Source organism: Acinetobacter sp. YH01008 (assembly GCF_013420435.1).
GTDB classification, from domain to species: domain Bacteria; phylum Pseudomonadota; class Gammaproteobacteria; order Pseudomonadales; family Moraxellaceae; genus Acinetobacter; species Acinetobacter pseudolwoffii.
On record NZ_VOYD01000003.1, the window covers coordinates 104,507 to 130,302 of the forward strand.

23 protein-coding genes and 1 pseudogene are annotated in these 25,796 nt (G+C 43.0%); 10 read left to right on the forward strand and 14 right to left on the reverse strand.

Translation table 11 applies throughout. The features are described from left to right. Positions 1-10: 10 nt before the first annotated feature. From cyoE to ppsA, 7 genes are all read right to left on the reverse strand, one after another. Complete coding sequence (gene cyoE, locus FTT75_RS03615; RefSeq protein ID WP_005097240.1) at positions 11-889, reverse strand: heme o synthase; 879 nt, start codon at positions 887-889, stop codon at positions 11-13. Positions 890-899: 10 nt separating this feature from the next. Further along, positions 900-1,226 carry a cytochrome o ubiquinol oxidase subunit IV gene (locus FTT75_RS03620; RefSeq protein ID WP_005097239.1) on the reverse strand — a complete coding sequence of 109 codons (327 nt, stop codon included), beginning with the start codon at positions 1,224-1,226 and terminating at the stop codon, positions 900-902. Then, on the reverse strand, positions 1,226-1,843 hold the full coding sequence (cyoC, locus tag FTT75_RS03625) for a cytochrome o ubiquinol oxidase subunit III (protein WP_005097238.1): 618 nt from the start codon (positions 1,841-1,843) through the stop codon (positions 1,226-1,228). Before cyoC ends, FTT75_RS03620 begins: the two co-directional genes overlap by 1 nt. A 4-nt stretch (positions 1,844-1,847) precedes the next feature. Further along, complete coding sequence (gene cyoB, locus FTT75_RS03630; RefSeq protein ID WP_074383225.1) at positions 1,848-3,836, reverse strand: cytochrome o ubiquinol oxidase subunit I; 1,989 nt, start codon at positions 3,834-3,836, stop codon at positions 1,848-1,850. Positions 3,837-3,839: 3 nt separating this feature from the next. After that, entirely contained in the window at positions 3,840-4,943 is a 1,104-nt protein-coding gene (gene cyoA / locus FTT75_RS03635) for a ubiquinol oxidase subunit II (RefSeq protein ID WP_005097235.1), read from the reverse strand. 300 nt (positions 4,944-5,243) lie between these two features. Then, a complete protein-coding gene (locus FTT75_RS03640) occupies positions 5,244-6,038 on the reverse strand; it encodes an RDD family protein (protein ID WP_180085873.1) in 795 nt (264 codons plus the stop codon). Between the two features lie 399 nt (positions 6,039-6,437). Next, positions 6,438-8,816, reverse strand: a complete 2,379-nt coding sequence (ppsA, locus tag FTT75_RS03645) for a phosphoenolpyruvate synthase (protein WP_005097232.1) — start codon at positions 8,814-8,816, stop codon at positions 6,438-6,440. A 154-nt stretch (positions 8,817-8,970) separates the two neighbouring features. Here ppsA and FTT75_RS03650 point away from each other — a divergent pair, with 154 nt between their 5' ends. Then, positions 8,971-9,807: a pyruvate, water dikinase regulatory protein gene (locus tag FTT75_RS03650; protein ID WP_005097231.1), complete on the forward strand. Its 837-nt coding sequence runs from the start codon at positions 8,971-8,973 to the stop codon at positions 9,805-9,807. Positions 9,808-10,040: 233 nt separating this feature from the next. Here the strand turns inward: FTT75_RS03650 and FTT75_RS03655 are convergent, their stop codons facing one another. From FTT75_RS03655 to FTT75_RS03670, 4 genes are all read right to left on the reverse strand, one after another. Continuing rightward, positions 10,041-10,604, reverse strand: coding sequence for a flavoprotein (locus FTT75_RS03655; protein WP_159516003.1), 564 nt, complete (start codon positions 10,602-10,604; stop codon positions 10,041-10,043). A gap of 297 nt (positions 10,605-10,901) precedes the next feature. Next, the gene (locus FTT75_RS03660; RefSeq protein ID WP_159138315.1) at positions 10,902-11,906 is read right to left on the reverse strand and encodes an LLM class flavin-dependent oxidoreductase; all 1,005 of its coding nucleotides are present in this window, start codon (positions 11,904-11,906) and stop codon (positions 10,902-10,904) included. A 155-nt stretch (positions 11,907-12,061) separates the two neighbouring features. Then, positions 12,062-12,514 (reverse strand): hypothetical protein, encoded by a 453-nt coding sequence (locus FTT75_RS03665; protein WP_005097226.1) that lies wholly within the window; start codon positions 12,512-12,514, stop codon positions 12,062-12,064. Between the two features lie 233 nt (positions 12,515-12,747). Continuing rightward, the gene (locus FTT75_RS03670) at positions 12,748-13,179 is read right to left on the reverse strand and encodes a glycine zipper 2TM domain-containing protein (protein WP_005097225.1); all 432 of its coding nucleotides are present in this window, start codon (positions 13,177-13,179) and stop codon (positions 12,748-12,750) included. A 346-nt stretch (positions 13,180-13,525) separates the two neighbouring features. Between FTT75_RS03670 and prfA the strand changes: the two genes are divergently transcribed. Further along, positions 13,526-14,614 (forward strand): peptide chain release factor 1, encoded by a 1,089-nt coding sequence (prfA, locus tag FTT75_RS03675; protein ID WP_005097224.1) that lies wholly within the window; start codon positions 13,526-13,528, stop codon positions 14,612-14,614. Continuing rightward, on the forward strand, positions 14,614-15,432 hold the full coding sequence (gene prmC, locus FTT75_RS03680) for a peptide chain release factor N(5)-glutamine methyltransferase (protein WP_180185915.1): 819 nt from the start codon (positions 14,614-14,616) through the stop codon (positions 15,430-15,432). Before prfA ends, prmC begins: the two co-directional genes overlap by 1 nt. Before the next feature lie 172 nt (positions 15,433-15,604). On the opposite strand, the gene FTT75_RS03685 is transcribed toward prmC, so the two are convergent. Together FTT75_RS03685 and FTT75_RS03690 are read right to left on the reverse strand one after the other, a co-directional pair. Then, positions 15,605-15,958: a hypothetical protein gene (locus tag FTT75_RS03685; RefSeq protein WP_005170516.1), complete on the reverse strand. Its 354-nt coding sequence runs from the start codon at positions 15,956-15,958 to the stop codon at positions 15,605-15,607. Positions 15,959-16,185: 227 nt separating this feature from the next. Next, positions 16,186-17,208 (reverse strand): AraC family transcriptional regulator, encoded by a 1,023-nt coding sequence (locus FTT75_RS03690; protein ID WP_180001141.1) that lies wholly within the window; start codon positions 17,206-17,208, stop codon positions 16,186-16,188. 137 nt (positions 17,209-17,345) lie between these two features. Here FTT75_RS03690 and FTT75_RS03695 point away from each other — a divergent pair, with 137 nt between their 5' ends. The 3 genes from FTT75_RS03695 (at position 17,346) to FTT75_RS03705 (ending at position 21,414) form a co-directional block, all read left to right on the forward strand. Next, positions 17,346-18,116, forward strand: coding sequence for a 3-hydroxyacyl-CoA dehydrogenase (locus FTT75_RS03695; RefSeq protein WP_005097220.1), 771 nt, complete (start codon positions 17,346-17,348; stop codon positions 18,114-18,116). A 247-nt stretch (positions 18,117-18,363) separates the two neighbouring features. After that, positions 18,364-19,500, forward strand: a complete 1,137-nt coding sequence (locus FTT75_RS03700) for an acyl-CoA dehydrogenase family protein (RefSeq protein ID WP_100355343.1) — start codon at positions 18,364-18,366, stop codon at positions 19,498-19,500. Positions 19,501-19,767: 267 nt separating this feature from the next. Beyond that, positions 19,768-21,414, forward strand: a complete 1,647-nt coding sequence (locus tag FTT75_RS03705) for an AMP-binding protein (RefSeq protein ID WP_180185916.1) — start codon at positions 19,768-19,770, stop codon at positions 21,412-21,414. 255 nt (positions 21,415-21,669) lie between these two features. On the opposite strand, the pseudogene FTT75_RS03710 reads toward FTT75_RS03705, so the two are convergent. Beyond that, positions 21,670-22,198: pseudogene (locus tag FTT75_RS03710) on the reverse strand (pyridoxamine 5'-phosphate oxidase family protein). A gap of 481 nt (positions 22,199-22,679) precedes the next feature. On the opposite strand from FTT75_RS03710, the gene FTT75_RS03715 reads away from it, so the two are divergent. The 4 genes from FTT75_RS03715 (at position 22,680) to FTT75_RS03730 (ending at position 25,711) form a co-directional block, all read left to right on the forward strand. Further along, positions 22,680-23,450, forward strand: a complete 771-nt coding sequence (locus FTT75_RS03715; RefSeq protein ID WP_034608477.1) for a HesA/MoeB/ThiF family protein — start codon at positions 22,680-22,682, stop codon at positions 23,448-23,450. Positions 23,451-23,508: 58 nt separating this feature from the next. Further along, the gene (locus FTT75_RS03720) at positions 23,509-24,807 is read left to right on the forward strand and encodes an AarF/ABC1/UbiB kinase family protein (protein WP_005097212.1); all 1,299 of its coding nucleotides are present in this window, start codon (positions 23,509-23,511) and stop codon (positions 24,805-24,807) included. A 129-nt stretch (positions 24,808-24,936) separates the two neighbouring features. Continuing rightward, a complete protein-coding gene (gene folB, locus FTT75_RS03725; protein WP_034439422.1) occupies positions 24,937-25,317 on the forward strand; it encodes a dihydroneopterin aldolase in 381 nt (126 codons plus the stop codon). Then, on the forward strand, positions 25,274-25,711 hold the full coding sequence (locus FTT75_RS03730; RefSeq protein ID WP_005263244.1) for a 2-amino-4-hydroxy-6-hydroxymethyldihydropteridine diphosphokinase: 438 nt from the start codon (positions 25,274-25,276) through the stop codon (positions 25,709-25,711). The genes folB and FTT75_RS03730 overlap by 44 nt, the downstream gene beginning before the upstream one ends. Positions 25,712-25,796 lie beyond the last annotated feature (85 nt).

The following is a 25,796-nucleotide window of genomic DNA, read 5'->3' on the forward strand; positions in this document are numbered from 1 at the left end:
CTCTATCTTTTTAAAAAAATACTATCTGTGTAGATGGCGCAGTTGAAGTAAAGCTAAATACAATACTGATCACGGTAATCAGGATGACAGAGAACAGAAAATATTTCTTTGCCCAAAGCTGATCATTTTCAGCTTTAAATCCAATGACACCGATATACAACCAGTAAATGCACAATAGATTTAAAATGACTGCATACAACCAATTGGCATAGCCATATACAAATAATGCATTCATGGTCAGGGTGAATAACACCACATACAAAAGTGATTCGATCTTGGTACGATGAATCGAGCGCGCCACAGGCAAAATGGGAATGCCTGCATTTTTGTAATCATCAAAGCGGTAAACCGCAATTGCCCATGAGTGAGGCATTTGCCACAACGCATAACCTAAAAAGATCAGTAATGCACCCAGGTCAAATTGATTGGCCACAGCGGTATAGCCAATGACAGGCGGAGCTGCACCAGAAATACTGCCGACTACAGTTTGATGAATTGTGGTTCGTTTTGTCCATAGGCTGTAGAAACCAACATATACAACAAAACCAATCACCGCGAAAAGAAAAGCGTACGCATTTACCCAGAACCATAAAATGCTAAAACCAATGAGGCCTAAGACCAGAGCAAAAGCCAGGGCAACAGGTTCAGAGATGGTTTTGATGACCAGAGCACGATTTTGTGTGCGCTGCATTTTTTGGTCGATGTCCTGGTCAATCACGTTGTTGACCACACATCCTGATGCTACGACAAGCGTAGTACCGAGAAGGGTAATAAGCAGGAGAAGGAAATCTACAGAACCTTGGGTGGCTACGAAGTAGCCACCCAAAGTGGTAACAAAGTTACCGAAGAGAATTCCTGGCTTAGTCAGGAATAAATACTTTTTCAACATGACGACCAGTTTAGATCATCATGTTGTAGTGTAGGTAATTCATGATCCATACAGAACCTACTAAAAGAATAGCGATGGTTAAGATGGTATACACGAACGCAATCACGTTCCAGCGTTGCTCTGAAGAAGAGTTCATATGCAGGAAGTAAATTAACTGCACAAGAATCTGAGCAACCGCAGTAATCGCAATTACTGCAATCAAGATACCGCGTTCAAAACCGCCTGCCATCACCATACCGAATGGAATTACGGTAAGGATGACAGAAAGTACGAAGCCAATTGTATATTGCTTAACGTTACCGTGTGATGCACCAGCTGAGTTGTGATCGTGACTCATTACAGAACTCCCATCAAGTAAACTACGCTGAATACACAGATCCAAACGATGTCAAGGAAGTGCCAGAACAAGCTTAGGCAAGCTAGACGACGCGTGTTTGCAAGAGTCAAACCATATTTCTTGATTTGAACCATTAACACGATCATCCAGACCAGACCAGAAGTTACGTGAATACCGTGCGTACCTACCAAGGTAAAGAACGCAGATAAGAACGCACTTGTGCTTGGACCGTGACCCGCATGAACTAAGTGATTGAACTCATATAGTTCCATGCCGATGAAGATAGCACCGAATACCCAAGTAATCGCTAACCAAGTCAGTACTTTTGCAACGTCTTTTTTGTATGCAGCAAGAACTGCAAAACCAAAGGTTACAGAAGAGATCAAGAGAGCGAAGGTTTCAGTCAGAACGAAACCTAAAGAGTCGCCAAACAGGTCTCTCGCACTTGGAGTACCCACAGGAATGTGGCTACTTAAAACAGCGAACGCAATGAAGAGTGTACCGAACAGGACAAGGTCACTCATCAAGTAAGTCCAGAAACCAAAGACGGTGATGTCAGTATCATCGTGATGATGCTCATCGTGTCCGTGGTTATCGTGATGAAGTACTTCAGCCATTGTCTTAGTCCTTCTTCAAGTGTTTTTCAAGAATCGCATAGCGTTCGTTTTCAATACGCTCAACTTCAGCAGCAGGAACATAGTAATCCACTTTCTTGGTGAAAGAAGACACGATGAAGCTAATGATAGAAGCAATGAACGTAACAACTACTAACCACCAGATGTGCCAGATTAAACCGAAGCCCATTACAGTGATGAACATCGCGATAACGAAACCAGCAGCACGATTCGTTGGCATATGGATATCTTCATACTTCGTTGGTTTTGCATATGCAACACCATTTTCTTTCTCAACCCAGAAAGTATCAATACCATTGATCTTTGGAAGATGAGCAAAGTTATAGAACGGAGCAGGAGAAGATGTCGACCATTCAAGCGTACGGCCATCCCATGGGTCGCCAGTCAAATCTAGACGTTGGTCACGTTGTAAGAAACCAACCACGATTTGCATAACGAAACATACGATACCAAGTGCAACAAGAACTGAACCGAACATCGCGATATTTACATATGGGTCCCAATCTGGGTTGTCAAATGTATTCAGACGACGAGTCATACCCATGAAACCAAGGATATAAAGTGGCATGAATGCAAAGTAGAAACCGAAGAACCAGAACCAGAATGCTGCTTTACCCCAAGTTTCATTCAGTCTCCAACCGAACATTTTCGGCCAGTAGAAGATGATACCTGCGAACATCGCAAATACTACACCACCAATAATTACGTTATGGAAGTGAGCGATCAGGAATAAAGAGTTGTGTACCAGGAAGTCCGCTGGTGGAACCGCCATCAATACACCTGTTAAACCACCGATACCGAAAGTCACAAGGAAGCCAAGTGTCCATAGCATTGGGGTAGTGTAAACAATACGACCCTTGTACATGGTGAACAACCAAGAGAAGATCTTCACACCTGTAGGAATCGCAATAATCATGGTCATGATACCGAAGAACGCGTTAACGTTGGCACCTGCACCCATAGTAAAGAAGTGGTGAACCCATACAACGAATGACAATACTGTGATTGCTACTGTTGCATACACCATGGATTTGTAACCGAACAATGCTTTGCGCGAGTAAGTCGCAACAACTTCTGAGTAAATACCAAATGCTGGTAATACCAAGATATACACTTCTGGGTGACCCCAAGTCCAAATCAGGTTTACATACAACATTGGGCTACCACCCAGGTCATTTGTAAAGAAGTGGAAATCGAAGTAACGGTCAAGCGTTAGCATTGCAATTGTTGCAGTCAACACCGGGAAAGCCGCAATAATCAATACTGCTGTACATAAAGATGTCCAGGTAAAGATTGGCATTTCCATGAGTTTCATGCCAGGCGCACGCATTTTGATGATGGTAACAAAGAAGTTAACACCCGTTAATAGCGTACCTAGACCTGAAATTTGCAGTGCCCAGATGTAGTAGTCCATACCTACGCCTGGAGAATATTCGATACCTGACAGTGGAGGGTATGCCATCCAGCCTGTTGCAGCGAATTCACCTAACGCAAGTGAAACCATCATCAGACCCGCAGCGCCGGCAAATAACCAGAAGCTGAGTGAGTTCAATAATGGGAATGCAACGTCACGTGCACCGATTTGAAGCGGCACAGAGATGTTCATTAAACCAACTACAAGACCCATTGCCACGAAGAAGATCATGATCACGCCATGCGCGGTAAAGATCTGGTCGTAATGCTCAGGGTGTAAATAACCTTCGCCGCCACCTTTTGCAAGGAACTGCTGAAGACGCATCATGATCGCATCGGCGAAACCACGCACCAGCATGATCACAGATACGAAGATATACATGATACCAATTTTTTTATGGTCTACAGATGTGAACCATTCGTTCCACAAGTAGCCCCATTTTTTGAAGTAGGTAATACCAGCAACAACTGCGATAGCACCCAAGATCATCATTGCAACAGTTGCCAATACGATTGGATCGTAAGGAATTGCATCTGGACCTAACTTACCTAAGAAGCTCATGTCTTATTCTCCTTGAGAAGCAGTCGCATGTTCACCTGCTACATGAGCTTCAGAAGCAGATGCTTCCTGAGCAACAGCATCAGTCGCTGCAGCTTCTACAGGAGCTGTATGATCAGCACCGTGGTAGTTACTCATATAGTTGTGAATCACAGATTCAAACAAACCAGACTCGACAGAAGAATAATAAGTCACAGGATGTGGCTGAGTCTTATATGGGCCTTCTGCTTGTGCAGTTTCAGCAAGTCGTTTCTCTAAATCTGTTCTTGCATTACGAACCATTGCATCAATTTGTTTTTGTGAACGGTTGCCGTCACGTAAGGTCGCAAATTCAGCTTGGTCTAAAACAGTTTTTTGAACTGCAACAGGATTTACTGAAGTACCATTACCTGATTGAACTGCAGCAACCCATTCAGCGAATTGAGCATCAGTCACAGAATGTGCACGGAAGCGCATTTGTGAGAAGCCATAGCCTGAATAGTTTGAAGAGAAACCACGATAACCTTCAGCTGGACTCGTTTCATCAGCTAAGAAGTTAAGGTGAGTTTGCATGCCTGCCATTGCATAAATCTGACCACTTAACGCCGGGATGAAGAAAGAGTTCATCGTGAAGTTAGACGTGATACGAAGGCTTACCGGAGTTTTCTCTGGGAAACGCAATTCGTTAATTGTTGCAATGTTTTGCTCAGGATAGATGAAGATCCATTTAAATTGTTCAGCAATAACTTGAACAGTTAATGGTGCTTTATCTGCTTCAATTGGACGGTATGGGTCATACTTGTGGGAACCCCACCAAGTTAACCAAGCTAAAATACCAATAATAATGACAGGAATACCCCATACCACAATTTCAATCGCAGTAGAGTGTGTCCATGTAGGTTTATAGTCTGCGTCTTTATTCGATGCACGATATTTCCAACCGAACCATAATGCCATGATGATTGATGGAATAACCACCAACAGCATTAAGTAAATCGCAGTCATCATCAGGTTACTTTGACCTGCTGCAACTGGACCTTTAGAGTTCAGAAGTACCATATCACCACCACACCCGGTCAAGAGTGCAGTCATCGCAGATAAAGACAATACAGCTAAAATCGTTTGTCTCATTTTACAACCTCGGTGAAGAGTCCCATTCCCTAATTTAATATGGGATAGCGATTAAAGTGCACATGACGAAAAAGGCTGATTTTTACAAAACATCCTATTAATCATAATACACCGCTACGTTGTAGGGCATTATGCCTGAGATTGACGAACTAAGCTATATCTAAAGCCGCTTTAAATGCCTGTAATAAAAACCGATTTTGTTGCTCGGGATTTAGGAATATTTATAGGAATTTTATTTCAATTTCAAAGTTATGTAAGAAAGAATGGGATGAATATCATCCCATTTTAAGTGATTCAAAATTATTGTTTTACCACTTGAGTTTTTGCCAGTTTATCGTGCAGGGTCTGACGTTTTTTACCCAATCCGAAGGCCCAGTCAATCATTAAACTCAAGGGCATGAAGATGATATTCAGAAATATAAAGAATACGCTACGAATGGTGAAGGCACGTAATAAGCTAACTTTCTCACCAGATTCAGCATCTACAATTTTGATTTTCGTCATTTTTTTGCCAATACTTTGCCCAGATTTGGCAATAAGGTAGGCTTGAATCACCAGCATGATCAGTAAATAGACCGCAGTTGCAATCCAGGCTTGTTGAGAAAACATCTCAAACATCTGGGTTTGCAGTTGCTGCGCCATGGTAGGATCAGCATCACTGTTGAGTATCACATTCATGAACTCTTGGTTCAATTCTGCAAAGCGGACTTCCTGTTCAGGGGTGAAGAATCCAGTCAGAATAAAAGTCGCTGGTAACCAGAGTAACACGTCTACAATTTTGGCCAGAATACGGCTGGGAATACTGGCAAGTGTATTTTTTTGCGTAGTTGCTTGGGTGCGTGGTTGCGTACCAGACACTGTTATAGGCGGGTTGTTCTGGAAAGGCGTGTCAGGTGTTGCGGTTGGTACGACATAACCCTCAGGTTGATATACCGATTTTCCCTGGGTAAGCTCACCTAAAGCTTTCCACTCTGCCATGCCTTGATGCCATGCCAAATCAGTTAGCATGACTTGCTGATTGGCAAGCATTTGATTTAATTGCTCGAGCGTATATGGACCAGCTTGTTGATTGTTTCGTGCCAAGTAAATCTGCATATAGACTGAATCTCAATATATAAATTTGAACTGATAATAGGTTGAATTAAGATTGTATTGAATTCTATTTTGAAAACAAACACCATCTTATCGTTAAGATTATAGATAAATTGAGTATTTTCAATCCTATTTATGAAGAAAATGCTTCAAATCAAAAACAGTGTAACAAGGATCGGGTGGTTTGAGTGCATCATTCAACATATCCGATTCGCTTTAATTATTGCCCTTTAAAAATGATTTTACTGTTGGCATTTGTTTGTCATTACAATTTGAATGTGGAGAAACAAAATACAAAAACTTATATTTTTAAAACTTTCAGAAGAGCGTTTTGAAATATAAAAGAATATTCATCTCATAAAAAAAGACCCTGCGAAAGGGTCTTTTTTTATTTAAAATCTATTATGCAGTTGCCACTTTTTCTTTAGCCAGGAAGAACCAGGTATCCAGGACTGAATCCGGGTTTAAAGATACAGACTCAATGCCTTGTTCCATGAGCCATTTCGCAAGATCAGGATGGTCTGAAGGACCTTGACCACAAATACCCACGTATTTGCCTGCACGGTGACATGCCTGGATTGCAAGAGCAAGAAGCGCTTTTACAGCAGGGTCACGTTCGTCGAACAAGTGCGATACGATACCAGAGTCACGGTCTAGACCAAGCGTTAGCTGGGTCAGGTCGTTTGAACCGATAGAGAAACCATCGAAGTGTTCAAGGAATTGATCGGCCAACAATGCGTTGGTTGGTAATTCACACATCATGATCACTTTAAGACCATTTTCACCACGTTTAAGACCGTTCAATTCCAATAACTCGATCACACGTTTTGCTTCAGCCACAGTACGCACAAATGGAATCATGATCTGTACATTGGTTAAGCCCATTTCATCACGAACTTTTTTCAATGCACGGCATTCAAGCTCGAAGCAGTCACGGAAGTTGTCAGACACGTAGCGGCTTGCACCACGGAAGCCCAGCATCGGGTTCTCTTCTTCTGGCTCGTACAACTTACCGCCGATCAAGTTTGCGTATTCATTTGACTTAAAGTCAGACATACGCACGATCACTGGTTTATCTGCAAATGCAGCAGCAAGAGTAGAGATACCTTCAACCAGTTTTTCTACATAGAACTCGATTGGAGAAGCATAACCAGCAGTACGCGCCATCACAGCAGCACGTGTTTCACGTGGCAAGCTGTCAATATTCAACAATGCTTTAGGATGCACACCGATCATACGGTTGATGATGAATTCTAAACGTGCAAGACCAATCCCTTCGTTTGGAATTTGCGCGAAGTCGAATGCACGATCCGGGTTACCGACGTTCATCATGACTTTGAACGGAAGAGCAGGCATTGATTCGATCGAGTTGGTTTGGATTTCGAAATCCAGCGCACCTTCATAGATGAAGCCCGTATCACCTTCAGCGCAAGACACAGTCACTTCCTGACCGTCAACCAGTACTTCAGTGGCATTACCACAACCTACAATCGCAGGAACACCAAGTTCACGTGCAATGATTGCAGCATGACAGGTACGACCACCACGGTTGGTAATAATCGCAGCAGCACGTTTCATCACTGGTTCCCAATCCGGGTCAGTCATGTCAGATACCAGCACGTCACCGTCTTGTACTTTGTCCATTTCTTTGATTGAAGTCACGATACGGACTTTACCAGAACCGATACGTTGACCGATTGAGCGACCTTCACAGATCACAGTACCACGTTGTTTGAGGAGATAGCGCTCCATGGTGCCGACATTTTCACGGCTTTTTACTGTTTCAGGGCGTGCCTGAACGATGTAGATTTTTCCATCATCGCCATCTTTTGCCCACTCGATGTCCATTGGAGAACCGTAGTGGTTTTCAATGATCAGCGCTTGTTTGGCAAGTTCTTGGAGTTCTTGGTCGTTTAGAGCGAACTGTTGACGCTCAGCTTTTTCTACATCTACGACAACCACTGATTTACCTGCAGAAGCTTCTTCACCATAAATCATCTTCTGGTGTTTAGAACCCAAGTTGCGGCGTAAAATCGCGTGTCGGCCTGCATTTAACAGCGGTTTAGAAATATAGAATTCGTCAGGGTTGACTGCACCTTGAACGACCATTTCACCCAAACCATAAGACGCGGTAATAAACACTGCATCACGGAAGCCTGATTCAGTGTCCAGGGTAAACATCACACCTGCAGCACCCGTTTCAGAGCGAACCATACGTTGGATCCCTGCTGAAAGGGCAACCACGTCATGCGCGAAGTTTTGATGGACACGATAAGAAATTGCGCGGTCATTATATAAAGATGCAAAAACTTCTTTGATCGCGATAAGCACGTTATCAATACCGCGAATATTCAAGAAAGTTTCTTGCTGTCCAGCAAAAGAAGCATCTGGTAAATCTTCTGCTGTCGCTGATGAACGAACGGCAACCGCGATATCAGGGTTGCCGTTAGAAAGTTCTGCAAATGCTGTACGAACTTCTTGTTCTAATTCAGAGGTAAGTGGAGTATCCACAATCCATTGGCGGATTTTTGCACCGGTTTCAGCAAGAGCATTCACATCATCCACATTTAGTGCTGCAAGCTCTGCATTAATTTTAGCGTTTAGGCCACTTTGCTCGAGAAATTCACGATATGCTTCAGCTGTAGTTGCAAAGCCACCTGGCACCGATACACCAGCATTGGATAAGTGGCTGATCATTTCGCCCAAGGATGAGTTTTTCCCACCCACGAGTTCAACGTCGTGCTTCCCTAATTTTTCCAGACCAATTACGCGCGCTTCCAAAGTTGTTACTCCACTTTTGCAGTATTAATCACTATCTTGGCATGAGAGTATAGCAAATCATCTAGGTTTTTGATTTTACTAAGCGACAGTCATGTAAGATCGGTTTACTATAAAGATTATATAGCACTAAGACAAATGGTGGAGGAGAATTTTAATGTCAGAAGGTAAACAAATTCAGCGTAGTGTTTTCTTTATCTCGGATGGCACGGCAATTACCGCTGAAACGCTTGGACACTCACTATTAGCGCAGTTTCCAAATGTAAAGTTTGACATTCATATTATCCCTTATATTAGCTCTGAAGAAGCCGCAACCAGTGTGGTTGCAGAGATCAATGCGCGTGCTCTGCAAGACGGTGAAAAACCACTGGTTTTTGATACTTTAGTCGACCCTTATGTGCGGGAGATTATTAATACCGCAAATGCCGTAAATCTTGATGTATTTGAAGGGCTTATCAGTAAGTTGTCGGATGAGTTGCAGGTGTTGCCTACAACTTTAGTCGGTCAAACCCATGCGGTGACTGATACTGCCTCCTATAAAGCCCGTATCGATGCGGTACATTTTGCCTTGGACAATGATGATGGCGCGCGTACGCGTCATTATGATAAAGCCGATCTGATTCTGATTGGGGTGTCGCGTTCGGGTAAAACACCTACCTCCATTTATTTGTCTTTGCAATTTGGTATTCGGGTGGCCAACTATCCACTAACAGAAGAAGATCTGGACGATAATCGCTTGCCAGCGGTACTGCGTCCGCATAAAAACAAGCTGTTTGGTCTGATGATTGATGCAGACCGTCTCGTCGCGATTCGCACTGAACGTAAGGCCAATAGTCGTTATGCCAGCTTTAGCCAGTGCCAGATGGAGCTGCGTGCCATTGAAGGAATCTACATTTCGGAAGGAATCAAGTACCTGAATGTCTCTGAAATGTCGATTGAAGAAATCTCGACACGTGTCTTGCAAATGACGGGTTTAAAACGTCGAATTGGCTAAAAAGCCAAACAGAGCCAAACTTTGATTTGGCTCTGTTTTATAGCTAAAAAATACCAATAAGTGCTTATTTATAGAAATAATATATGATTTTTATAAATTTAAAAAATATCAAGTATCATAATTAAAAATACAAAAGAGCGTTATTTAATCAATTTGTTGAATAAGTACACTATTAATCCTGGGTGTAGAGTTCTAGATTTCATCAATTTTTCATGTTGAGTTCCCAACGTAGCTTATTCTTCTGCTAAATAAGTATGAATAATAATATCGACCTGATGCTGATCTCCATTGATACAGCAAATACTGTTTTCAGTAATTTTTAGGATTGGCCAGGTAATCAGCTGGCAATTTTCCCGCTGTAGCGCGGCATAATAATGATCTGACTTGAGATAGGTGCTAGGAGAAGATGCAAGATTTGGCATTAACTGGCGTCTTAGCCACAGGTTTTGTACCTGATTTTCCAGAAATCTGAGGGAAAGCAGACTCTTAATCCGGTTATTAAATAGACGACGATTTTTACCAATTAAAGGATGATTAATAATGCGTTGCAGAATGCGGTCTGAACCTGGCAGCACAAAAGCAGGATTAATCTGAAAAACTTTCACCGAACCGGCATGTTGACTAATTTTATCCAGCTGGGTAACGGTAAACTGGTCTGTACCAATAATTGCAATATCTTTGTTTGAATAATCCAGTTTCATAAGCTCGGAAGAAGCGATATTTATTCCGGTAAACAGCTGGAAATGTTCGGGATGATTTTCAAAAATGCCAGCGTGTAGATCTTGCTTGGTGGCCATTAGACTTCCTTGAATTTATTTAATAATTGATTTTCTTTGTCTTAGATATAAACAAAAACCAGAAGCAGGGTAAAGGAGAAAATTTAACTTAGACAGTCATCTATTTGACAGAAATACAGCGGCTTATTTTTTTCTAAGTCAGGAGATATAAATATGATTAAAAAGCGGTGGTGTTAAGTAAGAGAGAAGAATGAATAGAAAAAGTTTGGATGACGGTGTTGAACAGATTGTTGCTATTTTATTTGAAAGTTATACAACATCTACCCATTGCTGAGAATAGGTAGATGTCGCTTTCATTTATTGCCCGTTTTTAAGCTGCATCAACAGCTCAAAGTTATGCAGACGCTTGTCAGTGTCATAGATGTCACAAGTGAAGATAAACTCATCGACATCATATCTGGCCAAAAGCGATTCCAGCCCAGCTTTCACAGTTTCTTTGGAGCCGACCTGTGCCATGGCAAAGAAATTATCAACCGACATTTTCTCGGCAGGTGACCATAGACCGTCCATTGAATCTATCGGCGCTTTCAGTTTTAAGGTCTGACCACGAATCAATGACAAAACCCGCTGATAGGCACTGGTCGCGAGGTATTCTGCTTCTTCATCGCTATCTGCCACACAGGTCGGTACACCCATTGAAACATAAGGTCGATCCAAGTATTCGGAAGGCTCGAAGTTTTCACGATACAGCTGAATCGCCTGACCGAGCATACGCGGGGCAAAATGTGAAGCAAAAGAATAAGGCAGGCCCAGTTTTGCTGCAAGTTGTGCACTGAACAGACTCGATCCGAGTAGCCAGACCGGAACATGCGTGCTTTGACCGGGAGTCGCAACAATACGCTGATTCGGCTCTGGATCTTTAAAATATTGCAAAATTTCCAGAATATCTTGCGGGAACTGATCTTCAGTTTCCTGACGGCCACGGCGCAGGGCACGCATGGTCATCTGGTCAGTTCCAGGAGCACGGCCCAGACCGAGTTCAACACGATCTGGATATAAGGTCGCTAAAGTTCCGAATTGCTCAGCCACCACCAGCGGCGCATGATTCGGGAGCATAATCCCGCCTGAGCCTAAAGTTAAGCTTTTGGTGTTCGCCAGTAAATAGCCTAAAAGAACGGCTGTGGCTGAACTGGCAATGCCATCCATATTGTGATGTTCTGCCAGCCACATTCGGCTATAACCCAGTTGTTCTGCTGCCTGGGCAAGCTCCAGCGCGTGGTTCAGCGCGAATTGAATAGTCTTATCGTCACGAACAGGAACCAGTTCGAGGATAGAGAACCGGGTATCGTTAAGTGTACGCATCGTATTACTCTTAAATAGACATGACTAAAAGCATACGACTTTGCATTGTATTTGTATATCGAAAAAAATCGATATAAGTGTAAACGAAAATAACAGGCAAAAAAATAAGCATCCGAAGATGCTTATTTAAGGAGGGAAGCTTAGAGAGTGCAGCCTTAACGACGACGGTTGTTGTAACGATAGTCATTCGTGCGGTAGTTTTTTGAACTGTAGCGACGGTCATAGCGGTCATCATAACGGCGATCCTCACTGACTTTTTTACCCAGTGCTGAACCACCCGCAGAACCTAGTGCTGCACCGATATAACCGCCATTGGTACCCGCCATGTTTCGGCCGACTGCATAACCCGCACCACCACCGAGGGCACCACCGATAATCGCACCATTACGGTCACGTTTGTTTGCCGCAACAGCTGCACCAGCACCACCACCAATCGCAGAACCGATGGTTGCACCGGTTGTACCACCCATTTTATTACCCACGGCTGCACCAACCACACCACCAAGTGCTGAAGCTAAAGCTGTATTGGTGGTATTACCGGCATTGGCTGCTGTCATACCCATGGCTGAGGTTGCTACAACAGCGATCATTAGAGATTTATAGTTCATGAGTACACCTTTTCGTATATCTAGCTGTATTTGTTGATAAGATCAATTTAATCTAGCAAGCGTCAAACAGCATGAAGGCCGTGTTGACGAATTGTGATTTTTATCTCCTTAATTTATTCATGATTTTGAGTGAATAATTTTATGTATTACATGAATTTGACTGTGTTTGAAAAGCATAAAAAAAGCACCCGAAGGTGCTCTTAATGACGAATGTCTGAGGTCTAACGCATTGATCAGTTATAACGGTAATGACGTTTTTTCTTGTAGTGGCGTGATTTGGCTTTTTCTGCAGTTTTGTCTTTGGAAATCTTGTTACCTAATGCAGCACCACCGGCAGCACCTAAGGCTGAACCGATATAACCGCCATTGCTGCCGCCCATGTTTTTACCTACGGTATAACCTGCACCGCCACCCAAAGCACCACCGATTGCAGATTCAGTACGGTTCTTTTTGCTACTTGCCACTGCTGCGCCGCCTGCACCACCTAAGGCTGCGCCAAGTGTAGCGCCAGTATTGCCGCCCATGTTTTTACCTAGGGCTGTACCTGCAACACTACCTAAGGCACTTGCTGCTGCAACACGTGCTGTACTGTCTGCATGTGCATTTACCGCCATCATTGAACCAGCAGCTAAAACTGTACTCATTAAAAGTGCGTTGAGTTTCATGTCATCACTCCGTGTCCATTAACAGGACTGTATTTATTTCGATGTGGAAAATGTAACAAATCATGCCCAGAATAATATGAAGATGTTTCTCCATAATTTACTGCTTTATTTGATGAATTGTAAAATCTGCAAGAAATAAGCATAAGATCGATTATAAAAAAGGCAATTCCACTATTTTTAATCTTATTTGTTAACAAATGCTGCCGAGAGAGAATGATAGCGGCGTGGACTTACTCAATAATGATGTTCATTAGAAGCCAGAATCGTTAAACTAGGCGCAATTTTTTGATTTCGCTGTGCTAAATCGGTTTTTAGTTGCAGCCTATGTTTTGAGATTTTTTAAAAAATGAAAGAATCGTTACGTTTACGATTAGACCAACTCTCTGACCGCCACGAAGAGCTGACAGCATTATTGGCTGATATAGAAGTAATTTCAGACAATAAACGTTTTCGTCAGCTGTCGCGTGAGCATAATGACCTGACAGAAATCACCAGCGTTTGGAGCAAGTACAGACAGGCTGAAGAAGATATTGAAACAGCTCAGGCCATGTTGTCGGACCCGGACTTTAAGGAAATGGCACAAGAGGAAATCAAAGAAAATAAAGCTTTGATTGAAGCGCTTGAATCAGACCTGAATATTCTGATGATTCCAAAAGATCCAAATGATGCCAACTCTGCTTATCTGGAAATTCGTGCCGGAACCGGCGGCGATGAAGCAGCGATTTTCTCGGGTGATCTGTATCGCATGTATAGTAAATACGCAGAAAATCAAGGCTGGCGTATTGAAATCCTGTCAGAAAATGAAGGTGAACACGGCGGTTATAAAGAAGTGATTTGCCTGATCAATGGTGACGGTGTATATGGTCGCTTAAAGTTTGAGAGTGGTGCGCATCGTGTACAACGTGTGCCGGCAACCGAATCGCAAGGTCGTGTACATACGTCTGCTTGTACCGTTGCGATCTTACCGGAAGTCGATGTCGATACTTCGGTAGAAATCAATTCCTCGGATTTGCGGATTGATACTTACCGTGCCTCAGGTGCTGGTGGTCAGCATATTAACAAAACTGATTCTGCGGTACGTATTACCCATTTACCGACAGGCACGGTAGTGGAGTGTCAGGATGAACGTTCGCAACACAAAAACAAAGCCAAAGCGATGGCACTTTTGGTGTCTCGTTTAGAAAATGCCAAACGGGCTGCTGCCGATGCTGCAACCTCTGAAATGCGTCGTGATCTGGTTGGTTCAGGGGATCGTTCAGAACGTATTCGTACCTATAATTACCCTCAAGGTCGTATGACCGACCACCGCATTAACCTGACTTTATACAAGCTGGATGCGGTCATGGAAGGTGATTTGACCGAATTGCTGGACAGCCTGCATCGCGAATATCAGGCCGATCAGTTGGCCATGCTTGCACAGCAGAATGGTGGATAATGAATATTTTACAAGCGCTGGCTTTACGCGGTGAAGCTGAAAGTTATGAGCGTCAGGAAAATGCCTGGTTGCTGGAACACATCACCAAGATTGATTCATTTGATCTGCTGATGAAAAAAGACCAGGAATTAAGCCCGGAGCAGGAACAGGCTTATAAGGATGGTCTGGCGCGGATTGCTGCCGGTGAGCCTTTGGCTTATGTCACCGGTTCACAGCCATTCTGGACTTTGGACCTGAAAGTCACCAGAGATACTTTGGTGCCACGTCCGGATACTGAAGTGCTGGTTGAAACCGTATTAAAGTTGGATCTGCCTGAAGATGCCCGTGTGGCAGACTTGGGTACAGGTACAGGCGCAATTGCCTTATCGCTTGCATCGGAACGTCCAGACTGGAAAGTGGTTGCCTCAGATATTTATGCACCTACGCTGGAAGTGGCGAAATACAATGCAGAACAGCATGACATTGAAAATGTTGAGTTCTTGCTGGGTTCCTGGTTAAAGCCATTTGGCCGTCAGTTTTTTGATGTGATTGCTTCAAATCCGCCGTATATCGATGCGAACGATGCACATATGCAGCATTTGGCAACTGAGCCGGAACGTGCCTTGGTTGCTCAGAAAAAGGGCTTGGCTGATTTGGAAGACATTATTATTCAGGCCAAAAAGCATTTAACCGTCAATGGCTGGGTGGTGCTTGAGCATGGTTATGATCAGGCTGATGCCGTGCAGCATCTATTTAAGCAGGCCGGTTATAAAAAGGTCCGTACCGTAAAAGATTATGGCGGTAATGATCGGGTGACTTTGGGTCAGTGGCCGCATTAATTTTTAATCCTTCTTTATGAAAAGAGCGACCGATTTGGTCGCTTTTTTTTTGGTTTTTTAAATTCTTAGATTAACATCTGAAATATCCAGTATTTTTAATGACATTCTATTACTATCCTATAAAGAAAAAAGTGATGCCAGAGCATCACTTTTGTTAAATTCTTTAAAAGAATTACATCGGATAGTCTTGCAGGCAGTCATAGACTTCGACTTGATCTAAGCCACCGGTTTCCATTGCCAGACAAAGCGCTACAACTTTCACGGTATCTGCCAAGTATTGTTCATCTTTGAGCGCAATACCTTGTTGCAGGGCGACAATGCGATCTGCCGGAATTTCTAAGGCTGCCGCAGTTTCAGTTGCATCAACACGGTTAAAGAACTGAACCACAACATCTTTAAGCGCTGAGTCAGAGGCACTTAAAATAGCTTGATTAAGCTGTTCAGAGATTTGATCAGCTGAATGAACTAAAGCATTGGCGAAGTTTTGAACAAGATTCTGTTCAAGAACATCAGTCATCTTTAACATGAAAATACCTTCAACTTAGGAGAAAATTTGGGAGTACAGCCAATAGCAAAGTGCTATAAAGTGAGTGAAAAATAATCTATTCTCAGGCGAATTGCAAAGCTTTCTGGATGACTGTGTAGTCCTGCTAATATATGCTGCAGGGCTTGAAATTTATAATCACAGTAAAAATATGAACTTAAGTTTCAATAAAATTTTATTAATATTTTTTAAGTATCAATTTATATAAATTATCTAATATTATTTTGACGATAAGCTCCCGGACTGACTCCAGTCCATTTCTTAAAGGCACGATGAAAGGCGCTGGATTCCTGGAAGTTGAGCTGGTCACTGATGTCTTGCAAGCTTTGCTCAGTACGCGTCAATAATTCGATTGCGGTATCCCTGCGTATTTCATTTTTTAATTGCTGGTAGCTGACCCCTTCGCTTTTTAAACGCCGTTGCATGGTCGCCTCGGACATATTCATTTTTGAGGCAAGATCATTCAGTTCTAGCCATTCTGACGGTGAAACTTGCAGAAGCTGTCTGCGAATCTGGGTGCTGAGTGCATAAGGATTTTTAAAACGCACCAATAAATTGTGAGGCGTTTGTTGAATAAACTGATACCAGGATTGAGCATCCTGCTTAATCGGCAGTTGCAGATAGCTTGCATCAAACTGCACATAGTTTTCATTGGCCTGATATTCAATCTGTTCACAAAAACGGACTTTATAATCAAAATCATCGAGTGGTGCAGGACATTTTAATTGAATCTGATTCAGCAAAATCCGTTGTCCACTTAACCAGCAGATCAAGGTATGAATCAGCATCAGATAGGTCGCATAACTAAACATGCGTTTTGTAGATTTTAAATCATAAATCACGATATAGGCATAGTGTTCCTCAACGAGAAGCGTGCTTTGCAGATCGTCCAGAATCAAGTTGAGAAATTGCAAAATGTGTTGTAGCGCCTTTTCCAGTGTATCTGCCTGCATAAGCATTTTTGAAAGCAATTTAAAGCTGCCACGGCGCATGGCATGACTGTCCATGCCAAAAAATTCGTCATTCATGCTGTCTGCAAGCACTGTCCATAATTGGGCAAACTGGCTTACCGACACGCGCGCTTGAGGTGCATTGAGTACTTCGGCTGGAATATTGGCTTTTTTCAGAATAGTAGAGATATCAAATTCTAATCGTTTGGCATCGAGCAAGGCTTCCTTGACCAAGTCGATCGAAATAGTCCCTTTGCTATATTCCAGTGCAGGCTTATGCATGTTCAGTGTGACATCCTCATTTTTATTGTCCAAATACCTCAGGCAAGATGCAATATTTGGAAATTGTACAGAATAAAAACTCTGTTTACTCTGCATATTAAGTCGTATCTCAAATAGAAAATTATCAGGGAAGAAATATGAAAATTCAGGGAAAAGTCGTTGTGATTACCGGGGGAGCATCGGGTTTGGGTGCAGCGACAGCCACGCATCTGGTTGCACACGGTGCCAAAGTGATTCTGGTCGATATGAATCAAGAGCAGGGTGAGGCATTACAGCAACAACTGGGTGAGCAGGCTGAATTTGTACAGCTAGATGTCACCGATGAGCAGGCCGTAGAAACGTTCTTTGCACATGTCGAAAATGCGTATGCTCAACTGAATGGTTTGATCAACTGCGCAGGTATTGCACCTTCTGCCAAAGTGCTGGGGCGTAACGGTATTCATGAATTGGCGATGTTCCAAAAAGTGCTGAATATTAACGTGAATGGCACATTTAATATGCTACGTCATGCAGCGGCGTTAATTGCAAAATATGAACTGCAATCTGGTGAAGAAGAGCGTGGCGTGATTGTAAATACCGCTTCGGTCGCCGCTTATGATGGTCAAATTGGCCAGACCGCTTATGCTGCTTCCAAAGGTGCAGTGGTGGCGATGACTTTACCTTTGGCTCGTGAACTGGCACGTGAAGCCATTCGAGTGATGACCATCGCCCCGGGCATTATGGAAACCCCGATGCTAAAAGGTATGCCGCAAAATGTTCAGGATGCTTTGGGACAAATGGTGCCATTCCCATCACGTTTGGCTAAACCTCAGGAATTTGCCCAGCTGGTGGGGCATATTTTTGAAAATAGCTATTTAAATGGTGAAGTGATTCGTCTGGATGGCGCGATTCGCATGCAGCCTAAATAAGTCTTCGATTTATATAGGACATGATGATTTGCACAGCTGCCAGTTTCTCATTGAATTTAAATGACTTTGTTTAAGCATGCATTTTCTTTTGAAGGATCAAAAGAAACAAAAATCCTTTGCGAAACTGAAGATACATCCCTGTATCTCAGTTTCGCAGGCGACATCCATGCCGCCTTAACTGACGTTCCAACGATCTCAATAGTAAAAAGCTTGAAGTAAATAAAATAGATATAGAAAGGGAAGTTCAATGATTTTAAATGATGAACAAAAAATGATTCAGGACATGATGCGCAATTATTCGCAGCAGAAACTGAAACCAACAGCGGCCTTACGCGATAAAACAGCACAATTTCCTGCACAAGAACTCAAAGAACTGGGTGAGCTTGGCGCACTGGGTATGACCGTTGCTGAAGAATGGGGCGGTGCAGGTCTGGATTATGTTTCTCTGGTTTTGGCACTTGAGGAAATTGCCGCAGGAGATGGGGCAATTTCGACTATTATTAGTGTGCAGAATTCTTTGCCTTGTGGGATTACCCAGCGTTATGGCACCGAAGCACAGAAACAGCAGTATTTAACTAAACTGGCCACCGGTGAATGGCTGGGTTGTTTCTGCTTGACAGAACCTCAGGCCGGTTCAGATGCCAGTTCTTTAGAATGTAGGGCCGAACGTGATGGCGATGAATGGGTACTTAATGGCACCAAGCAGTTTATTACCACGGGCAAACATGCACAGATCGCATTAGTCTTTGCTGTGACAGATAAATTGGCAGGGAAAAAAGGCATTTCATGTTTTCTGGTACCGACCGATGCACCGGGTTATATCGTGTCACGCCTAGAGGAGAAAATGGGTCAGCATTGTTCCGATACCGCGACGATTGTTCTGGATAACTGCCGGATTCCGGTGGAAAACCTGCTGGGTCAGGAAGGTGAAGGCTACAAAATTGCCTTGTCCAATCTTGAATCTGGTCGTATTGGTATTGCAGCACAATCAGTCGGGATGGCTCGGGCTGCGCTGGATGCAGCGGTGGAATATGCCAATGAACGTAAAGCCTTTGGTGTAGAAATTGTGCAGCATCAGGCAGTGGCTTTCAGGCTGGCAGATATGGCGACACAAATTGAAGCGGCACGTCAGCTGACCTTGCATGCGGCAACTTTAAAAGATGCTGGTTTAGCCTGCTTAAAAGAAGCCTCAATGGCAAAACTGTTTGCATCAACCATTGCAGAACGGGTCTGTTCCGATGCGATTCAGATTCATGGTGGCTACGGTTATGTCTCTGATTTTCCAGTAGAGCGTATTTACCGTGATGTGCGCGTGAGCCAAATTTATGAAGGTGCATCGGATATTCAACGTTTGGTGATTGCGCGTGAAGTCTGTCAACGTTGATTTTGATTAAAAAATAGATTTTGGTCGATATTCAAATCTGGCATTTCGGTTGATGGATATGGAAATTGCCAGGATCAAGCAACCCTGATTAGCTAAAGACAGACAGTACGCAGAAGATAAATAAAGCAGCATGATTCATGTCTTAGTCATCAGGCATGAATTAGATGTGAAGAAACTATGCTGATGGAATCAGCAGGAACAACAACGATAAGTGGACACACTCAGGCAAGGTCGCCTGAAAAATACAACAGGATAGAGGTTGTCGTCATGAAGACACTAGAACAAGCATATGTTGATTTCAATTTTGAAAATATGGTTCAGGAACATCTGGCTGGAAATGCAGAGTCCATCAATGCCTATACTGAATGTTGTGGACGTTACCTTGGCCAAAACCGAACCGCACTGATCTGGGAAGGCAAAAATGGTCAAACAGAGCAGTGGACATTTGAACAATTGGCAACTGCTTCAGGACAGCTGGCCAATTATATGCATTCTCTGGGTTTAAAAGCAGGAGATTGTATAGCTGGACTACTGCCAAGAACACCTGCACTCTTAATTACTATTTTGGCCACCTGGCGGATCGGTGCTATCTATCAGCCTTTGTTCACTGCCTTTGAAAGTAAAGCAATTGAGCATCGTATGAGTACAGCCGCTACTCAACTGATTGTCACCGATCAAGAGCAGCGCTTGAAACTGCATGATCTGAATATTCCAAATATTCTGACCGTACATCAGGCAGTGGCAGATCATTATCCGGATGCTGACTTTTGGACCGAGTTAAAGCAGCAGTCAGAAGAGTTTGAGCCAGTGAGTGGCCAATTTAATGATATTTTTCTGATGATGTTTACTTCAGGCACCACAGGCTTGGCAAAATCGGTTCCTGTACCTTTAAAAGCGTTGTTGGCCTTTAAAGGCTATATGCTGCACGCCGTAGATCTGCGAGAAGAAGATTCCTTCTGGAATCTGGCCGACCCAGGTTGGGCCTATGGACTATATTATGGCATTGCGGGCCCGCTCAGTTTAGGTCATAGCATCATTATGGATGAACGTGGATTTAGCGTCGATAATGCTGTACATATCATTGAGAAATATAAAGTCAGTAACCTGACTGGCTCGCCAACTGCATTCCGGATGTTCTTTGGCTTTAAAGAAAAATTTGATGCAGGCATCAGTTCGCATTTGCGTGTGGTCAGTAGTGCAGGTGAACCGCTTACGCCTGAAGTGATCCAGTGGTTCAATCATGATTTAAATGTGAATATTTATGATCAATATGGACAGACTGAACTCGGTATGGTGATCGCCAATCATCATGGCTTGGAGCATCATAAAAAAGTGGGTTCAGCTGGATTTGCGATTCCGGGGCATCGCTTTGCGGTATTGAACGCAGAACATCAGGAAGTCGAAAAAGGCGGGATTGGAATCTTGGCAATTGACTGTTCGGCTTCACCCTTGATATGGTTTAAAGGCTATGCCGGTCATAATCGAAAGTCTTTTGTCGGGCAGTATTATTTAACCGGTGACACTGTAAAACTGAATGAATATGGCGGTATTGATTTTATTGGGCGTGCGGACGATGTCATTACAACTTCGGGCTATCGTGTAGGGCCTTTTGATGTGGAAAGTACCTTGCTGGAATGTGAAGAAGTGCTTGAATCTGCAGTCGTCGGTAAACCAGATCCAGAACGGACAGAAATTGTGAAAGCCTTTGTGGTGCTTAAATCGGCTTATCCGGCTACTGAGGATTTAATGTTAAAACTGCAAAGTTATGTACGTTCAAGATTGTCCAAACATGCCTATCCGAAAGAAATTGAGTTTGTGACATCTTTGCCTAAAACATCGAGTGGCAAGATTCAGCGTAATTTACTCAAACAGCAGGAAGTTGCCAAACTTCAAGAGATGAAGCGAGTCAGTTAATTTTTCAAATTAATTTTTTGATTGAATGCTCAAAGGCTACCATGGCAGCCTTTGGTATTTGAGGAATAATCATTTTCTAGTTAAATTTTAGTCAGATATTAAGCTGATTTTCTCAAGCTTATATTTTTAAGAGAGCAGATTAAGGCAAGCAAAAGTTATAATTTTTTATGTCATTACAGTAAAATTACATTAGTATTTAAAATTAAATATATCAAAAATTTAGCCTCTTAATATAAAGAGGCTAAATCTCGTTACTCACCAGATATTGCCTTGTAAATTCACTTTTTGATGCTCTGCATGCGGTTCGCCCGCTTCACCGGTAACGCCGCCTTTTAAGGCTTTAAAAAGCTGGGTGACTTTGTTGTCTGTTACATTCCAATATTCTGCGCTGACTGCTTCAGCAATCAATACCCGTACAGTCGGATCATCCTTGCCTTCAAACCAGTTTTCTGCCCATGGATTCCACAACTGTTCAATCAGAATACGATCGGTACTAATCTGGGCATGGGCACTGATTGACACATAAATACCATCTGATGGTTTTGCAAAAGACAATCCAATTTGACCACGGCCTGTTTCTGCTGCTTTGACCAGATCATTGGTATTACGCAGGATGAAATATAAATTTTGACGTTCATTCATCTGTTCGGAGTTCAGCATGGTCATTGGCTGGGAATGGATTTCATGGGTGTCAGTTAAATGGCTGATCATGGTGTAGGACATCCTTGATCAATTCCCATAATTTTTCACGATTATCATGTTGAGTATTGTTATGCTCGGTCATGTATGTTCTCCATACGATTTTATGAAAACTTGAAAAGATTGCTTGGTATTTTCAGATTAATCATATTTAGAGACAGATGCCTGAGGTCTCACTGAACTCATACATTTTTATACTCAAATGCAGGCAGAGGCTACAGAATCGCTAAACAAGACAACTCAATGTACAGGGTAATTTAATAGCAAAGATTTTAATAACAGCAGGTCTGACGCCTTTTATAAACTGGAGAGCCATTTGCCGGAACTGTTTAATTGAGGTGATTCAAAAAAATCATGCCAAGCCCTAGTGGCTGCAGCTTGATACCGAGCGTTTAGCTGATATGCTATTTGGCTCAGCGATGGCCAAACCATTTATTGATGTGCTGTGAATTGACTGTGAGATTGATCTTCCAAAAATTTTTAGCCTTTAGAAACATCAGTAAAGCCAATTTTGCGATCATTGTTAAAAATTTTCGAAACAAGGAAAGACGTTGTCTACATTTAATATGGATGCCATATCCCCAGAATTCGAACTCACCGATGCTGAATTGCATCTGTATAGCCGTCAGATTCTCTTAGATGACTGGGATATTGATGCTCAAGAACGGTTAAAATTTTCTAATGTCTGCATTGTTGGTTGTGGTGGAATTGGCTGTGCACTGGCAGAGCTTTTGGCACGTGCCGGTGTAGGAAAAATTACCCTAATCGATCCAGATACGATCGAGATGAGCAATTTACAGCGACAACTTGCATTTACACCGCAGGATCTTGGACTTTACAAAGCAGAAATTCTGGCGAAACGACTGGGCCAAATTAATCCAAACGTACAGGTTGAATATATTAATCAGGCCTTAACGGCTGAAAATGCAGTCAGTGTGATTCGGCATCAGGACTTGGTGCTGGATGGTTGCGACCAGTTTGCGACACGTTATCTGGTTAATCAGCGCTGTGTAGAACTGAATGTACCTTTGTTGAGTGCCTCGGCGATTGGCCTGCAAGGGCAACTTTTTATGCTCGAAGGGGATTCGGCCTGCTATGCCTGCCTATTCCCACCCGAGAATCAGGCCGATGAAAGTCTGCGCTGTGCAGATTCCGGAGTACTGGCGACCACGCCTAACGTGATGGCCAGCTTGCAAGCCCATCATGCCTTGTTATATCTGGGTTTGGGATTGATGCCACTCAGACAAAAACTGCTGTTATGGGATGGATTGAGTTTTAAGCAGCGGATTCTCGCTTTCGAAAAAGATACAGATTGTCCGATCTGTCAGGCAAGATAAGCCTGCAAATTAATATTTTTTTGCTACACTGCATGTAATTAATTTTTCCTAAGACATTATGAAAAACAATATCTGGTTAGATGGAATACGTTCAGTTGCCCGCATGGGAGAAACAGCGGTCGTTGCGGCAAAGGCGGGCTTTAAATATGCTACTGAAAAGCCAAGCAATGCCAAACTCATGCGGGAGACTTTTGAATCTCTGGGTTCAACTTATATCAAGCTGGGGCAGTTTATTGCCAGTACGCCGTCTCTATTTCCGCGTGAATATGTAGAAGAATTTCAGGGCTGTCTGGATCAGACTCCACGCTTGCCGTTCAGTTATATCCAGCAAGTGTTGGCCTCTGAATTTGAAGGGCGTAATCTGGATGAGATCTTTGCCTCGATTGATGAAACGCCATTGGCCTCTGCGTCTATTGCACAGGTGCATGCGGCCAAGCTGGTGTCTGGCGAAGATGTCGTGATTAAGGTACAAAAACCGGGTGTGGAAACTATTTTATACACCGATTTAAATGTACTGCACTGGGCGACCAAAGTGCTGGAAAAAGCCGTGCCCAAAGTCAAATTCGCTTCGCTGGCCGATATTGTTGATGAAATCAAAACCCGGATGGTACGTGAAGTTGATTTTATCGAAGAAGCCCAGAATCTGGATGATTTTGTCAATTATCTGAATATCACCAATAATAAGGCAGCGACTGCACCTAAGGTTTATCATCAGTATTCGACCCGTCGTGTGCTGACCATGCAACGCTTGTATGGTGTGCCATTGACCGATTTTGAAGTGGTCAAAAAAGTATCCAAAGATCCATCTCAAGTACTCATTACCGCAATGAACACCTGGTTTGGCAGCCTGATGATGTGTAACAGTTTCCATGCCGATCTGCATGCAGGCAACCTGATGCTGCTCGAAGATGGCCGTGTCGGTTTTATCGATTTTGGCATTGTTGGCCAGCTCAAACCTGAGGTATGGACGGCATGTATGGCATTTATGGATTCATTGCAACATACCAATTATGAGTTGATGGCACAGAACATGCTGAAAATGGGTATGACTGCTGTGCAGATTGATACCAAAGTTCTGGCAGCGGATCTTGAGCGTTTATTCAGTGGCGTATTGATGGCAGACCCTCAGGAGCTGTTAACATCAAATCCGGCTGATCTGAACGATATCATGATGGATATGGTGGCTGTGGGTGAACGTCACGGCATCCGCTTCCCGCGCGACTTTGCTTTGCTGTTTAAGCAAATGCTGTATTTCGACCGTTTTATGCGAATTTTGGCACCATATACCGATATCTATGCCGATCAGCGTTTGCAAATGATTCAGGACATTGATCCGAATTTACTGTTAAAGCATTAATCTTAAACCCATCTAGACTTGGAAAAATCCCCCTAAATCCCCCTTTTTTAAAGGGGGACTTTAAAAGCTCCTCCCTTTAAAGAGGAGCTTGAGAGGGATGTGGTCAGTATTAAATTCTCGAGCAATCCAATGGACGCCATTATTATTGAAGGTTTAAAGGTTGAGACAGTCGTGGGCTGCTTTAACTGGGAGCGTCAAATTATTCAGCCTCTAATGCTGGATTTGACCATTCAAACCGATTTAGAACAGGCATCAAATTCAGATGCACTTGCAGATACGCTGAATTATGCAGAAATTTGTGAGATTTCCAGCAAAGTCATTCAAGAGGCCAAGCCTGAATTGATTGAACATGCAGCAAAGTTGGTGTTGAATGCACTTTTTACTACCTTTACAGCAATTGAATCGATTAATATTACGATCCGTAAGCCTGCCATTATCGCGCAAGCCAATTCTGTAGGGATACGTCTTGAACGCCACCGAAACGATTTTCGCCCTAGCATTAGCGAGTAATTGTCATCCTCAGCAACATTTTCAAGCTGCACAGCAACGTATTTCCGAATGGGGAGAAGTACAGTTTTCTCCTGTTTATAGGATTCCTTGCCGCGATGGCATAGGCGCCGATTACTGGAATGCAGCATGTTTATTGCGAAGTTCGCTGTCCAGTGATGTGCTGATTGAGCTGCTCAAACAACTGGAACAGGCATCAGGCCGAGTACGCCCATCGCATCAGATTAGCTTAGATGTGGATCTGATTGCCTGGGGATCAGATTTTCAACATATGCAGTTTAATGAAAAAAAATTACCTTTGGCTCTGGATGTGAAAGTGCCGATGTTTGATATCTGGAAGGATGCAATGTTCGAGCACGGATCACATAGCTTTCCAACAGTTGAACAGCTGATTTAAATCGAATCACCTAATTTTCTGCTAATACAATTTATCCAGTAAGAATATAAGAATAATTAACCAGCCTGATCAAACAAGATCAGGC